The sequence below is a fragment of the Methylobacterium sp. Leaf89 genome (assembly GCF_001422215.1).
Classification (GTDB): Bacteria; Pseudomonadota; Alphaproteobacteria; order Rhizobiales; family Beijerinckiaceae; genus Methylobacterium.
Map to the genome: position 1 here is coordinate 52708 of NZ_LMML01000029.1, position 13656 is coordinate 66363.

Annotated in this window: 10 protein-coding genes; 2 read left to right on the top strand and 8 right to left on the bottom strand. The window is 67.5% G+C overall.

Going from position 1 to position 13656, the window contains the following annotated elements; genetic code table 11:
• Window positions 1–135 precede the first annotated feature (135 nt).
• Both ASF18_RS15700 and ASF18_RS23125 read left to right on the top strand, forming a co-directional pair.
• Window positions 136–1050, top strand: a complete 915-nt coding sequence (locus tag ASF18_RS15700) for a cobalamin B12-binding domain-containing protein (RefSeq protein ID WP_244472729.1) — start codon at window positions 136–138, stop codon at window positions 1048–1050.
• 40 nt (window positions 1051–1090) lie between these two features.
• Window positions 1091–1513, top strand: a complete 423-nt coding sequence (locus ASF18_RS23125; protein WP_082487636.1) for a BLUF domain-containing protein — start codon at window positions 1091–1093, stop codon at window positions 1511–1513.
• Between the two features lie 416 nt (window positions 1514–1929).
• On the opposite strand, the gene ASF18_RS15705 is transcribed toward ASF18_RS23125, so the two are convergent.
• From ASF18_RS15705 to ASF18_RS15740, 8 genes are all read right to left on the bottom strand, one after another.
• Window positions 1930–3129 carry an IS256 family transposase gene (locus ASF18_RS15705; RefSeq protein ID WP_056352943.1) on the bottom strand — a complete coding sequence of 400 codons (1200 nt, stop codon included), beginning with the start codon at window positions 3127–3129 and terminating at the stop codon, window positions 1930–1932.
• A 462-nt stretch (window positions 3130–3591) separates the two neighbouring features.
• Window positions 3592–4620, bottom strand: a complete 1029-nt coding sequence (gene truB / locus ASF18_RS15710) for a tRNA pseudouridine(55) synthase TruB (RefSeq protein ID WP_056352945.1) — start codon at window positions 4618–4620, stop codon at window positions 3592–3594.
• Between the two features lie 133 nt (window positions 4621–4753).
• Window positions 4754–5188, bottom strand: coding sequence for a 30S ribosome-binding factor RbfA (gene rbfA, locus ASF18_RS15715; RefSeq protein WP_056352948.1), 435 nt, complete (start codon window positions 5186–5188; stop codon window positions 4754–4756).
• 297 nt (window positions 5189–5485) lie between these two features.
• On the bottom strand, window positions 5486–8404 hold the full coding sequence (gene infB / locus ASF18_RS15720; protein ID WP_056352949.1) for a translation initiation factor IF-2: 2919 nt from the start codon (window positions 8402–8404) through the stop codon (window positions 5486–5488).
• A 73-nt stretch (window positions 8405–8477) separates the two neighbouring features.
• Window positions 8478–9221 (bottom strand): RNA-binding protein, encoded by a 744-nt coding sequence (locus ASF18_RS15725; protein ID WP_056352952.1) that lies wholly within the window; start codon window positions 9219–9221, stop codon window positions 8478–8480.
• 74 nt (window positions 9222–9295) lie between these two features.
• Window positions 9296–10897, bottom strand: a complete 1602-nt coding sequence (gene nusA, locus ASF18_RS15730; protein WP_056352953.1) for a transcription termination factor NusA — start codon at window positions 10895–10897, stop codon at window positions 9296–9298.
• Window positions 10898–10971: 74 nt separating this feature from the next.
• A complete protein-coding gene (rimP, locus tag ASF18_RS15735) occupies window positions 10972–11784 on the bottom strand; it encodes a ribosome maturation factor RimP (RefSeq protein WP_056352955.1) in 813 nt (270 codons plus the stop codon).
• Between the two features lie 701 nt (window positions 11785–12485).
• Entirely contained in the window at window positions 12486–13517 is a 1032-nt protein-coding gene (locus tag ASF18_RS15740; RefSeq protein ID WP_056212594.1) for an aspartate-semialdehyde dehydrogenase, read from the bottom strand.
• Window positions 13518–13656: the final 139 nt, after the last annotated feature.

Sequence of the window (13656 nt, forward strand, 5' to 3'; positions counted from 1 at the left end):
GGCGCGATCCGAACCCGGAACTTTTCGCAAGCGTCTTTACATTCTTGCGGTGCGGCGCTCTGATGTGTCCAAGAGGTGCACGGCATCGACCGACAAGCGCCCCCGACACAGACAGAGAGTTCTGGGGAGCGGACCATGTCAAACCTCGCTTCGTCCACCGCTGCGTGGACTGATCCATCGGTACGTCAAGCCGGTTGGATCTCAGAGGCTCGACTTGCATACGCGCGCAAACGCACGGCCGAGGAAAGCCGCCAGCGCGCCCTCGCGCTCAGTTGCATCGTCGAAACAGACATCATCCCTCGTTTGAAGCTGCTTCACCCGCAGCTTGCGCCCGCGGCGAGCACTCCACTTGCTAAACCTGATGCGCAGCAGATCGAAGCCTTCACGCAGCTCCTCCTCTGTTCGGACCTTTCGGCAGCATCGGACGCCGTCAGGGATCACCTAGCCAAAGGCTACTCTGCCGAGAGTATGTTCCTCGAACTTCTGGTGCCTGCCGCCTCTCTGCTTGGACGCTTATGGGACGATGACCTCTGTGACTTCATTGAGGTGACCGTGGGCGTCGCTCGCCTTCAGCTTCTCCTCTCGCAATACCGATCCGAACCGAAGGTCTCATCACACGACGAGAACCGTGCTGCCCTCCTGATGGGCGCACCGGGGGAACTGCATACGTTTGGCGTGGCCGTCGTCGAACAATTCCTGCAAGTCGCAGGATGGCAGGTCTCGTGCGGCTTGGCTTCCAGCCCGGGCCAGATCTCAAGGCTCGTGGGTTCTACGTGGTTCGATGTCGTCGGTCTCACACTGAGCTGCGAGACCCGCATCGATGGGCTTGCGGCCTCAATTCAGTCGATCCGCCACGTCTCACGGAACCGTTCGGTGGGGATTATGGTGGGTGGCCCCGTGTTCCTCGACAAGCCCGAACTCGTCGAGCGTGTGGGCGCGGACGCATCCGCGGTCGACGCGCCAACGGCTGTCCTGCTGGCTCAGAGGCTTCTCGACATCAGTCTCGAAGAGAGGCCCCGGCCTGATCATAAAGCTCCATCCTGCGTGTAAATCCAAGCTTGCAGACTCAAATCGATCGGAGGCTGACCCAATGACGCTTGTTCAGCTCATCTATGCATCCCGTCCGTTCGGGTTTGATCAATCCACTCTGGATAGTATCCTCACGCAATCAAGGCGCTGCAATACGCGGGACGGTCTGACAGGCGCTCTGATTTGTCGTGGAGACCTTTATCTCCAGCTTCTGGAGGGCAAAGAAGAGGCTATCGCTGATACGTATGCGCGGATCGTCCGAGATGATCGGCATCTAGAGATCAATCGTCTGTCTTATGCCGCTGCGACCGAGCGTCTTTTTCCCGCCTGGGCCATGCGCAGCGACCCCGCGCGCACTTGGATGTGGTCCCAGGATGACGTGGCCAATGGGGCAGCAACTCAGGCATCACCAGAGTACGTGCTCGGTATTTTTCGACGGCTTGCGGCCGAGCCCGTCGATCTGCCTAGGCTTGCCACCGTATAATTTGCAATCAAACGGCGCGTATTGATGATATTGGCCTATCGCGCCGGATTTCATATCGGATCGTACAAGATTCCATTGATATATAGGGTGCAGACGCTGACGATACTGAGGGCCAATGCGGCTCGAGAGATGTCTGCTCACGGGCCGCTTCCAGCGATCTCGAATGACATGCTCGGTCGAGAGAGGTCGGCCCGCTACGACCGAGTTGGGCAACAGCGAGAACGTCTGCTTCAGGACAGAAGGCGAAGGCTCGCGTCCCAGCCTCAGCGGCCCTTGCAAACAGGCAAGCGCACTGAGTTTTGGCCCGAGGACACCGAACTCGTTTCACGAACAGACAGAGCGATCGTTTGGCCGTGTCCCCTTGCGTGGTGTAGCTCGCTGAGAGCCACCACGATCACCGGCTTGGGCCGGGAGGATCAGGCTACCAAGGTCGGCAGGCTGACGAGGGGATCATCGCCGATCGGGGCGATGCTTTCCAGCGTCATGTAGCGTGAGCGCTGGACGGCCCATTCGTCATTCTGTTCGAGCAGGATCGCGCCGACGAGGCGGGTGATGGCAGCCTCGTTGGGGAAGATGCCGACCACCTCGGTCCGGCGCTTGATCTCGCCGTTCAGGCGCTCCAACGGATTGGTCGAGTGCAGCTTGACCCGGTGGGCGGCTGGGAAGCCCATATAGGCCAGCACGTCGGGCTCGGCAGTGTCCATCAGGGCGGCGAGCTTGGGCACCTTGGGGCAGAGCTGGTCGGCCACCCGCCGCCATTGCTGACGGGCGGCCTCCGCATCGTCTTGGGCGAATGCCGTGGCGATGAAGGCTGACACCACCCGGCGGCCCGAGCGGCCAGCATGGGCCAGGACGTTCCTCATGAAGTGGACGCGGCAGCGTTGCCAGGTCGCGTTCATGACCTTGGCCACTGACGCCTTGATGCCCTCGTGCGCGTCCGAGATCACGAGCTTGACCCCGCGCAGGCCGCGCCGGGCCAGCTTGCGCGGGAACGCGGTCCAAAACGTCTCAGCCTCCGACGGGCCGACATCCATGCCGAGCACTTCCCTGCGACCATCGCTGTTCACGCCGACCGCTACGATGACGGCGACCGAGACGATCCGGCCGTCCTGGCGCACCTTCACGTAGGTCGCGTCGATCCAGAGGTACGGCCACTCGCCCTCGATGAGGCGGTCGAGGAACGCGCCGACCCGTTCGTCGATCTCCTGGCACAGCCGGCTGACCTGGCTCTTCGACACGCCCGTGCCGCCCATGGCTTGGAGGAGATCATCGACCGAGCGGGTCGAGATGCCCTGAATGTAGGCCTCCTGGATCACAGCCGTGAGCGCCTTCTCGGCCATCCGGCGCGGCTCCAGAAAGGCCGGGAAGTACGAACCCTTGCGCAGCTTTGGGATGCGCAGCTCCACCGTACCAGCCCGCGTCTGCCAGTCCCGGTCGCGATAGCCGTTGCGCTGGACCAGCCGCTCGGCGCTCTTCTCGCCGTGGGCCGCGCCGGTCAGGCCGCCGACCTCCAGCTCCATCAGACGCTCGGCTGCAAAGCCGATCATCTCGCGTAACAGATCCGCGTCGGAGCTCTTCTCCATGAGCCCGCGCAGGGCCATCATCTCGTCGGTCATCGGGGGTCTCTCGGGTTCGAGGTTGGTGCTCGCAACCCGACCCTACCCGGCAATCGCCGATGACCACCCTTCAGCTACACCACCGCTCGGGACACGACCATGGCGACCGTTTCGAGGAAGCGCGTGACGCAGGTCCATCGAGGACGAGTTGGAAGACGCGACGCCACCTCCTGTCCAGTGAAAGGGCGATCGCAAGGGCCGATGTTCGAGCCGAAAGTCGGATCCCGGCACCCCCTCATCCCCGGGCCGCGCAGCCCAGGACCCGGGCACGCCGCGTGTGCCGGACCTGACACGGTCGGCGGCTCCGGACGGCGCGCCTCCTTCGAAGTCGGGCTCCACTGCGGCGCCCCGGACCGACGGCGCGGTGCTACCGGCCGACGGCGAGGGGGCCCAAGCGGAGCCCGTGCGGCGTGCGCCTGCGGGTCACCCTCCCCGTGGAGGGAAGACCCCCGGAAGCCCCGCTCAGACCGGGCGGTTGGCGGTCCCGCCGAGGTGGAACACCCGGTGCGGAACCAGTTCGCCGCGCTCGACGTCACCCACCGCCACGAGGATGCCGCCGCAGGTGGCGAAGGCCTTGCCCTCCACCGGCGCGTCGCGCCCGCGCAGGATCACCGGCTGGCCGCGCATCAGGCGCAGGGCCATGTCCCGCGACACCGGCACCGAGGGCACCGCGTCGAGGGCGGTCTCGACGGCGTGGAGATGCCCGGCATTGCCGTCCGGCCCGGCTTCCTCGAGGGCGGCGACCTGGCAGGAATCCGCCTCGGTGAAGGGGCCGACGCGGGTGCGGCGCAGGGCCGAGACGTGGCCGTAGCAGCCCAGCAGGCGGCCGAGGTCGCGGGCGATGGCCCGGACATAGGTGCCCTTGCCGCAGGCGGCCTCGATCACAGTGCGCTCGGGGCTGTGCTCGACCACCGCGAGATGGTCGATCTGCACCTGGCGGGCCACCAGCACGACCTCCTCGCCGTCCCGGGCGAGGTCGTAGGCGCGCTCCCCGGCGATCTTGATGGCCGAGTAGCGCGGCGGCACCTGCTCGATGGCGCCGATGAAGGTCGGCAGCGCCGCCTCCACGGCTTCGCGGGTCGGGCGCGCCTCGCTGGTGGCCACCGGCCGGCCCTCGGCGTCGTCGGTGTCGGTCTCGATGCCCCAGGTCACGGTGAAGACGTAGGCCTTGCGCCCGTCCATCACGAACGGGACCGTCTTGGTCGCTTCGCCGAGCGCGATCGGCAGGATGCCGGAGGCCAGGGGGTCGAGGGTGCCGGCATGGCCCGCCTTCTTGGCGTTGAAGGCGCGCTTCACCACAGCGACCGCATGGGTCGAGGTCATGCCCACCCCCTTGTCGAGGATCACCCAGCCGTTGACGTCGCGGCGCTTCGGCCGGTCGGGGCGCGGCGCGCCCCGCGGCGGACGCCGGCCCTCGGCGGCCACGGGCCGGTCCGCCGGGTTCGGCGGCGCTGAGCCCTCGGTGCGCTCGACGGTCGGTTCGTTGATCATGGGGGTCCTCGGTCAATGCTCACAGGGGGCGGGCGGCACGTTCTGCGCCGTCATCCGTCCCGGTCGGGGTTCGCTGTTCGGTGTCCCCGCCGCCTCGGGCCGGAGACGGGGGACCGCTCAAGGCCGGTGCGCGTCAGGCGGCGTCGGGGTCCGAGGCGCCGTCGTCCTTCTCCGGGGCCGGCGATTCGAGGTCACGGCGCACCTTATCAGTCCGCAGCAGGGCGTCGATCCGGTCGGCCTCGTCGAAGGTCTCGTCGCGCAGGAAGCGCAGGTCGGGCGCGTATTTCAGGTTCACCCGGCGGGCGACCTCCTGGCGCAGCGCCTTCTTGTTGCGCGCCAGCGCCGCCAGGACCGGGGCCTCGTCCAGGCCGCCGAGCGGCATGATGTAGGCCGTGGCGAGCTTCAGGTCCGGCGACATCCGCACCTCCGGCACCGTGATGACGTGGGCGCTCAGCACTGGGTCCTGGATGTCCCCGCGCTGGAGAACCTCGGCGATGGCGTGGCGGATCAGCTCGGCGACGCGCTGCTGGCGCTGCGAGGGTCCGGTGGGGGTCTGCTTCTGGGCCATGTCGGATTCTGATCGTCTTGTCGTCGAAACGGTTCGACACCGGCGCGCCGGGAGCCGCGGACGATGCGTCGCTGAAACGGAACATCGAGGTGCCGCCGCACGGAAACGCCGAGCCGGCTGAAACGAAGCGGACGTCGAAGGCGACCCTCTTAGCGCAGATCGGCGTCCGGGATATAGGCCCGTCGCGCCAGTTTCCGCGTCGTCTTTCCGCGAAGACGGCCGGCACCGGCTCCGAAACGCGCAACGGGGCCGCGACCTCGTCGCGACCCCGTCGGTATTCCGAAGCGAATCCGCCGCTCAGAGCGTGCGACGGATCTCCTCGACCCGGTAGCACTCGATGGTGTCGCCGGCCCGCATGTCCTGGAAGTTCTCGAAGGACATGCCGCATTCGTAGCCGGCGGTCACTTCCTTCGCATCGTCCTTTAGGCGCTTCAGCTGGGCGAGCTTGCCTTCGTGGATGACCACGCTGTCGCGAATCAAGCGGACATGGGCACCGCGCTGGACCACACCGTCGGTGATGCGGCAGCCGGCGATCTTGCCGACCTTCGACACGTCGAAGATCTGCAGGATCTGGGCCTCGCCGAGACGCTCCTCGCGCAGCGTCGGCGGCAGCATGCCCGACAGGGTCGCTTTGATGTCATCCACGAGGTCGTAGATGATGTTGTAGTAGCGGATCTCGACGCCCTTGTTCTCGGCCGACTCGCGCGCTTCCTTGTGGGCTCGCACGTTGAAGCCGATGACGACGGCCTTCGAAGCCTCCGCCAGGGTGATGTCCGACTCGGTGATGCCGCCGACGCCCGCCAGCAGAATCCGCGCCGACACCTCGTCGTTGCCGAGCTTCTCCAGCGCGCCGTTGATGGCCTCGACCGAGCCCTGCACGTCGCCCTTGACGACCAGCGCCAGTTCCTTGCGACCGGCGCCTTCCTTCAGGTCGCGCATCATGTCGACCAGCGAGCGGTTCGCGCCACCGGTACGGGCGGCCAGGCGCTCGCGCTTCTGGCGGGCCCGGTATTCGGTGACCTCACGGGCGCGGGCCTCGTTCGGCACGACCACGACGCGGTCGCCCGCATCCGGGGTGCCGTTGAAGCCGAGCACCTCCACCGGGACCGAAGGACCGGCGTAGGGGACGTTCTCGCCCTTGTCGTCGATGAGGGCGCGCACGCGGCCCCATTCGGCGCCGGCCACGACGATGTCGCCGGTGAACAGGGTACCGCGCTGGACCAGAACGGTCGCCACCGGGCCGCGACCGCGATCGAGCTTGGCCTCGATGACCGTACCCTCGCCGTCGCGCGTCTCGTTGGCGCGCAGGTTCATGATCTCGGCCTGGAGCTGCAGGCCCTCGAGAAGCTCCGGCAGACCGTCGCCGGTCTTGGCCGACACCTCGAACTCGAGGGTTTCGCCACCCATCGACTCGACCTGGATGTCGTGCTGCAGCAGCTCGGTTCGCACCCGCTGCGGATTCGCCTCGGGCTTGTCGATCTTGTTGATCGCCACGATCAAGGGAACGCCGGCGGCCTTGGCGTGGGAGATCGCCTCCACCGTCTGCGGCATGACACCGTCATCCGCCGCCACCACGAGCACGACGATGTCCGTCACCTTGGCACCGCGGGCGCGCATGGAGGTGAAGGCCGCGTGGCCGGGGGTGTCGATGAAGGTGACCATGTCGCCGCTCGGGGACGCGACTTGGTAGGCACCGATATGCTGCGTGATGCCGCCGGCCTCGCCGGAGACAACGGTGGTCTTGCGGATCGCGTCGAGCAGCGAGGTCTTGCCGTGGTCGACGTGGCCCATGATGGTAACCACCGGGGGACGCGGATCGAGATCCTCCTCCAGCTCCGGCTCGTCGCTGAACAGGCCTTCCTCCACGTCCGACTCCGCAACGCGGCGAACGGTGTGGCCGAGTTCCTCGGCGATGAGCTGCGCCGAATCCGAGTCGATCACGTCGGTGATCTTATGGATTTCGCCCTGCTTCATGAGCAGACGGATCACGTCCACCGCCCGCTCCGACATGCGGTTGGCGAGCTCCTGGATCGTGATCGTCTCCGGGATCGTCACCTCGCGGGAGAGCTTCTCCTTCTGCTCCACCTGCCGGTTGCCGCTCATGCGCTGCTGGCGGCGGCGGAACGAGGCGACGGAGCGCGTGCGCTCGTCCTCACCCGACGTGGCGGTGGCGATCGTGAGACGGCCGCGGTTGCGATCGCCGCCCGGCTGCTTCGGCGTCTTGGGCGGCGTGATGATCTTGAGCGGCATGCCGGGGCGGCGGATCACGCGCTTCTGCTCGCTCTCCTCCTCGGCAGCCTGCGGGCGGCCAGCCGTACGGGCCGGCGTGGCTCCACCGGCCGGACGGGCGGCCGTGGCCGCGGTCGGAGCGGTGGGCTCGGGCTCCGGCGCCGGAGCCGGGCGGGCCATGAAATTCAGGTCGCGCGGCTTGCGCACGTCGGCCGTGATGGTCTTGCGCGGCTCGGCCGTCGCTGGGCGAGCCGTGAGCGGCGGACGCGCAGCCGGACGGGCCGGCGCTGTCGGAGCCGCAGGCCGGGCGGGAGCGGCAGCCTGAGCGGGACGCTCCGCCGCCGGGGCAGCCGGGGCCGGAGGCGCCGAGCGCACGATGGTCGGGGCCGCCGGCATCGGGGCGGTCTTCGACACTGTCGGGGCGGAGGCTGGTGCGGCATCGGCCTTCGCAGCGTCTTGAGCCGCAATTGCAGCGGCGCGTTCTGCCTCCTCGGCGGCGCGGCGATCCTCCTCCTCCTTGCGGCGGCGGGCCTCCTCCTCGCGCTTCTTCGCCTCGGCGGCCTCCCGCTCGCGCTGTTCCGCAGCGATGCGCTCGCGCTCAGCCGCGGCTTCTGCCTCGGCACGCCTCTGCGCCTCGGCCTCGCGGCGCTTAGCGTCGGCGAGGGCAGCCGCACGGGCGTTGCTCTCCTGCTCGCTGAGAGTGCGAAGCACCACGCCATTTGCGGACCGCTGGGCCTGACGCGGTGCGGCCGGCGGCGGAGGCGGCGCCACCCGCGTCGCAGGGGCGACGGGCGTCGTCTCACGCGCGGGGGCGGCCGGCGCGGCACCGATGACACGGCGCTTCACCGTCTCGACCACGACCTGCTTGGAGCGGCCATGGGAGAAGCTCTGACGCACCGTTCCCTGCTCGATCGGACGCTTCAAGGACAGCGGCTTCGAAGGGGGTCTCGCCTGCGTCTTGTCGCCCGGATTGTTCGTATCGCTCATTCAGTCCAAACCCTGAGGGTTTCCATCGTCCCGTGAACCGGCAAACTGCTGTGCGCCGGGTAGATCCATCGCTTCAATCGTCGTGCAGATCGGAAACGGCCTGCCCAATACGGGCGGAGCCGGCCTCCTCGGCCGTCGTCGCCAAACCTTCGAAGGTGCGGAGCCGACGCCAACGCGCAAGGCAGCCGGAAGCTCCGACTCCTGCGACGAGAGCCGCATGTATCACATGATCCCGACCCAAGGCCATGTCCAATTCTTCGTTGGACAGGTCATCGATGACGGGAATGCACGATATGGCACTGCCATGCCGCCGGTGCAATGCCGCGACGATCTTCCGCCGTCCGTCGGCGCTGCCGTCGGAGGCTTGAATCACCGCCGCCACACCGGCCTTGTCGCCGATGGCCGACTCGACCTTGGCGAAGCCCGCGACCACGCAGCCGGCCTTGTTGGCCAGGGACAACGACTGACGCAGGTCGGCGCGCAGACCCTCGGCGATGCGGTCGGCGAGGTCGGATGCCATGGCATCCTTGCTTTTGAAGGCGCGTTGAAAGGCGCGCCGCTTCACCGCTTCGTTGACCACCGCGCGGGTGGGGGTAAGCCAGGCACCGCGGCCGGGTAGGCGAGCCCGCAGATCCGGCACCACGGCGCCGTCGGGCCCGAGCACGAAGCGGATCAAGCCGGACGGCGCCTGCGTCACCCGCGTGACGAGGCATGTGCGCAGAGCATTGGCGCGACCCCGCCCTAGACCCGGATCGAGCAGCGTGCTCGGATCCGGCTCGACGGCATCGTCGGTCACATCTGCGGTTTCGCCCGTCATGTGGCGTGGGATTCTCTCGTCAACTGGAAAACATCCCCGCGATCCGTGGCCGCGGGGAGCCATGATTCGCCTTCTCAGGCGGAGGCGGGTTCGTCATCGGTGGACTCGCTCGCCTCAGGCTCGGCCGGCGCCTCGATCCAGCCGGCATGGACGCGGGCCGCCATGACCATGGCCTCCGCTTCCGCCCGCGAAATCTCGAAGCCTTCGAGGTAGCCCGCGTGCCGCTTGGCCTCGGGGCCGCGCCCTTCGGTGTAACCCACGAGATCATCGGTGGCGCAACCGGCGAGGTCCTCGATCGTCTTCACGTCGTTCTCGCCCAGCGCCACCAGCATGGGCGTGGTGATGCCGTCGATCTCGCGCAACTCGTCTTGCACGCCGAGTTCCTGACGCTTGGCATCGAACTCCGATTCGACGCGGGCGAGGTGATCCTGGGCGCGGGCCTGGATCTCGGTTCCGCTCTCCTCGTCGAGGCCCTGGATGTTGGCGAGCTCGCCCGGCTCGACGTAGGCGATTTCCTCGACATTGCGGAAGCCCTCCGCCGCCAGGAGCTGGCCCACGGTCTCGTCGACGTCGAGGGCTTCCATGAAGATCGCGGTGCGCTCGGCGAATTCCTTCTGACGACGCTCCGACTCCTCAGCCTCGGTCAGAATGTCGATGTCCCAGCCCGTGAGCTGCGAGGCGAGGCGCACGTTCTGGCCGCGGCGGCCGATGGCCAGGGAGAGCTGGTCGTCGGGTACCACCACCTCAATGCGGTCGGCCTCCTCGTCCAGCACTACCTTCACGACTTCCGCCGGCTGCAGCGCATTGACGATGAAGGTCGCCTGGTCCTCCGACCACGGGATGATGTCGATCTTTTCACCCTGGAGTTCGCCGACCACCGCTTGGACGCGGGAGCCGCGCATGCCGACGCAGGCGCCGACAGGGTCGATCGAGCCGTCCCGCGAGATCACGGCGATCTTCGCGCGCGAGCCGGGATCGCGGGCTACGGCCTTCACCTCGACGATGCCGTCGTAGATCTCCGGCACTTCCTGGCCGAAGAGCTTCGCCATGAACTGCGGGTGCGAGCGCGAGAGGAAGATCTGCGGTCCGCGCACCTCGCGGCGCACGTCGAACAGGTAGGAGCGGATGCGGTCGCCCGGACGGAAGGTCTCGCGCGGGATCATCTCGTCGCGGCGGACAATCCCCTCGCCGCGGCCCAGGTCGACGATGACATTGCCGTACTCGACGCGCTTCACGAGGCCGTTCACGACCTCGCCGATGCGGTCCTTATACTCGTCGAACTGCCGGTCGCGCTCGGCGTCGCGTACCTTCTGCACGATGACCTGCTTGGCCGACTGGGCGGCGACGCGGCCGAAATCGAAGGGCGGCAGGGTGTCGGAGATGACGTCGCCCACGAGGGCGCCGGGGTTGTAGCGGCGGGCCTGCTCCAGGGTGACCTCCCGGGCGTCGTTCTCGACCTGGTCGACCACCACGAGGTGGCGCGACAGGCGCAGCGCGCCCGTCTTCGGGTCGATCTCGGCATGCACGTCGGTCTCGGCGCCGTAGCGGGAGCGTGCGGCCTTGGCGATGGCTTCCTCCATCGCGTCGATCACGATGGACCGGTCGATCACCTTCTCACGGGCGACCGCTTCGGCGATCTGCAGGAGTTCGAGCCTGTTGGCGCTGACGACGGCCATCGGTTTTCGTCCTTCTCTTCGTCGTGTTCTGTCGCGATCCCCCCGCCGCTCGGCGGGGCAGGGATCCGGGCGTGTTAGTGGAGCTTGCCGTCTTCCTTCACCCGCACCGCCTTGGTGCGGACGGGCTTCGCCTTGTTCCGGGCCTTGATGGCGAGACTCTCCTCGGTCTCGACCTTCACAGGCTTGGGCCGCAGCGAGGCCTTCGGTTTCAGGGGACGGGAAATCTTCTTCTTCAGCGGGGCAGGGGCCGATTCAGCTTCGATCTCCGCCTCGTCCTCCTTCGCGTCGTCCCTCTCGTCGTCGAGGGCGGGTGGACCGCCGCGGCGCAGGGATTCGCGTACCAGCTCGTCGGTGAGCACGAGGTAGGCGTCGCCGAGGTCGCGTAGCGGCAGGTCGATCCGGCTCGGCAGGCCCTCCTTCACGTCGGGCAGGTCGATCGGTACCGTGAGCCCGTCCGCATTCGGGGCGCCGATGATGCCGCGGAAGCGCTTGCGGCCGTCCATCGGCACGGCGAGCTCGATCTTGGCCTCGTAGCCCGCCCAGCGCGCGAAATCGACGGCCCGCACCAGCGGCCGGTCGATGCCCGGCGAGGAGATCTCGAGGTAGTAGGGCTTGCCGATCGGGTCATCGAGATCGAGCAGTGGCGAGATCGCCCGGCTCACCGCCTCGCAATCATCCACCGTCATGGTGCCGTCCGGCCGCTCGGCCATGATCTGCACGGTGCAGCCGTTGGCGCTCGTCACCTTCACCCGGACGACGCGATAGCCCAAGCCCTGAATCGAGCCCTCGATGACCTGCACCACCCGCGCGGCCACGCCGGTCTCGGTGATGAGGCGCTTTTCGTTGAGATCGCTGTTGAGCGGGTCGCTGTTGAGGTTGTCCGCCATGCTGCGCTTGAAGTCCGGCCTTGTCCGAGGCGATCCGGCGCGAGAGTCATTGCGGCAATAAAAAAGAGCGGACCCGGTGGGGCCCACTCCCGAACCGCAGTCTCACAACTGCAACCAGAACTGATGACAACAAGGTAGGCGCGTTCGCTCCGATTTTCAAGCGGTTTCCGCCCCGCGTCGAACCCGGACCCTGGGCCGGCCTGGGCGAAAACCTCCGCCCACGTAGCTGCCTTGATGCCCCATGATCCGCGCGGCGGTTCCACAACGTGCCAGGTAGAAATCAGAAAAAATTCGAAGACATAAGTCTTGGGCCGCTCGGCGATCCCGCTCGCGCCCCACCCCGAACGGACGGGACTGCAACGACCCCGGCGTCGTGCTGGGCAGGCGGATGGAACCCTGTTGCCGATCGGAACCATGCAGCCCGGTCCTTCGGACTCGCAGTGCGTACCGCGAACGGAGTCCACGGTGTCGGGATCGCGCGCCGCCGGCGCAGCTCTCTCAATCCCCATGGTGCTGGGCCGCGCCGGTGGATGTTGCGATCCGAGGCTTGGCCGTCGCGTACGACTGTCCGGCGCAACAGCGAGCCCAGAGGACCTCCCGCGTTGCGTCGGGGCCAAGAAAAACGCCGCCCCGCAGGGCGGGACGGCGTCGATGATCGCTGTCGGTCGTCTGGGTCCCGAGGTCCGGACCCAAATCGAACCTCAGGCCGCCTGGGCCCGCTTCAGGAGCTTGCGGTTCACCAGCATCTCGGCGATCTGCACGGTGTTCAGGGCCGCGCCCTTGCGCAGGTTGTCGGCGACGCACCAGAACGAGAGGCCGTTCTCCACCGTAGCGTCCTCGCGGATGCGGGAGACGTAGGTGGCGTCCTCGCCGGCCGCCTCGTGCGGGGTCATGTAGCCGCCGGGCTCGCGCTTATCGACGACCATGAGGCCAGGGGCCGAGCGCAGGATCGCGGTGGCCTGCTCTGCCGAGATCGGGCGCTCGAACTCGACGTTCACGGCTTCCGCGTGGCCGATGAACACCGGCACGCGCACGGCGGTGGCCGTGAGCTTGATCTTGGGATCGAGCATCTTCTTGGTCTCGGCGACCATCTTCCACTCTTCCTTCGTGTACCCGTCCTCCATGAACACATCGATGTGCGGGATGACGTTGAAGGCGATGCGCTTGGGGAACTTCTCGGCCTTGATCTCGCCGGCGGTGAAGACCGAGCGGGTCTGCTGGAAGAGCTCGTCCATGGCGTCCTTGCCGGCGCCGGAGACCGACTGGTAGGTCGCCACCACCACGCGCTTGATCGTGGCCGCGTCGTGGAGGGGCTTCAGCGCGACCACGAGCTGCGCCGTTGAGCAGTTCGGATTGGCGATGATGTTGAGCTTGGAGAAGCCGTGGATGGCGTCCGGGTTCACTTCCGGAACGATCAGCGGCACGTCCTGATGGTAGCGAAACGCCGACGAGTTATCGATCACGACGCAGCCGGACTGACCGATGCGGGGCGACCACTCCTTCGAGGTCTCGCCGCCCGCGGACATCAGGCAGATGTCGGTATCGGAGAAGTCGTAGGAATCGAGGGCCTTCACCTTCAGGATCTTGTCGCCGAAGGACACGTCCTGGCCGGCCGAGCGGCGCGAGGCAATTGCCACCACCTCGTCCGCCGGAAAGGCGCGCTCGGACAGGATGTCCAGCATCTCGCGGCCCACATTGCCCGTGGCACCCACGACGGCGACCTTGTAACCCATGCTCTTCACTCCGCTCTGCACGGGCGCCGAGGGCCCGTGCGGCGCCCGCCGGTCTGGCGAAGCGCATCGTCCGGTACCGGCGCCGTTCTCAAGCCTCCCTGCCGTGCGCCGAGCCGCCCACGGCGGCCGGCGGCCCGCC

What these genes read in the sequence shown, in the direction of transcription:
- ASF18_RS15725 (WP_056352952.1), bottom strand. Translation starts at nt 9,221, where the DNA reads ATGACGGGCGAAACCGCAGATGTGACCGACGATGCCGTCGAGCCGGAT.
- truB (WP_056352945.1), bottom strand. Translation starts at nt 4,620, where the DNA reads ATGATCAACGAACCGACCGTCGAGCGCACCGAGGGCTCAGCGCCGCCG.
- ASF18_RS15705 (WP_056352943.1), bottom strand. Translation starts at nt 3,129, where the DNA reads ATGACCGACGAGATGATGGCCCTGCGCGGGCTCATGGAGAAGAGCTCC.
- rimP (WP_056352955.1), bottom strand. Translation starts at nt 11,784, where the DNA reads ATGGCGGACAACCTCAACAGCGACCCGCTCAACAGCGATCTCAACGAA.
- rbfA (WP_056352948.1), bottom strand. Translation starts at nt 5,188, where the DNA reads ATGGCCCAGAAGCAGACCCCCACCGGACCCTCGCAGCGCCAGCAGCGC.
- ASF18_RS15700 (WP_244472729.1), top strand. Translation starts at nt 136, where the DNA reads ATGTCAAACCTCGCTTCGTCCACCGCTGCGTGGACTGATCCATCGGTA.
- nusA (WP_056352953.1), bottom strand. Translation starts at nt 10,897, where the DNA reads ATGGCCGTCGTCAGCGCCAACAGGCTCGAACTCCTGCAGATCGCCGAA.
- ASF18_RS15740 (WP_056212594.1), bottom strand. Translation starts at nt 13,517, where the DNA reads ATGGGTTACAAGGTCGCCGTCGTGGGTGCCACGGGCAATGTGGGCCGC.
- ASF18_RS23125 (WP_082487636.1), top strand. Translation starts at nt 1,091, where the DNA reads ATGACGCTTGTTCAGCTCATCTATGCATCCCGTCCGTTCGGGTTTGAT.
- infB (WP_056352949.1), bottom strand. Translation starts at nt 8,404, where the DNA reads ATGAGCGATACGAACAATCCGGGCGACAAGACGCAGGCGAGACCCCCT.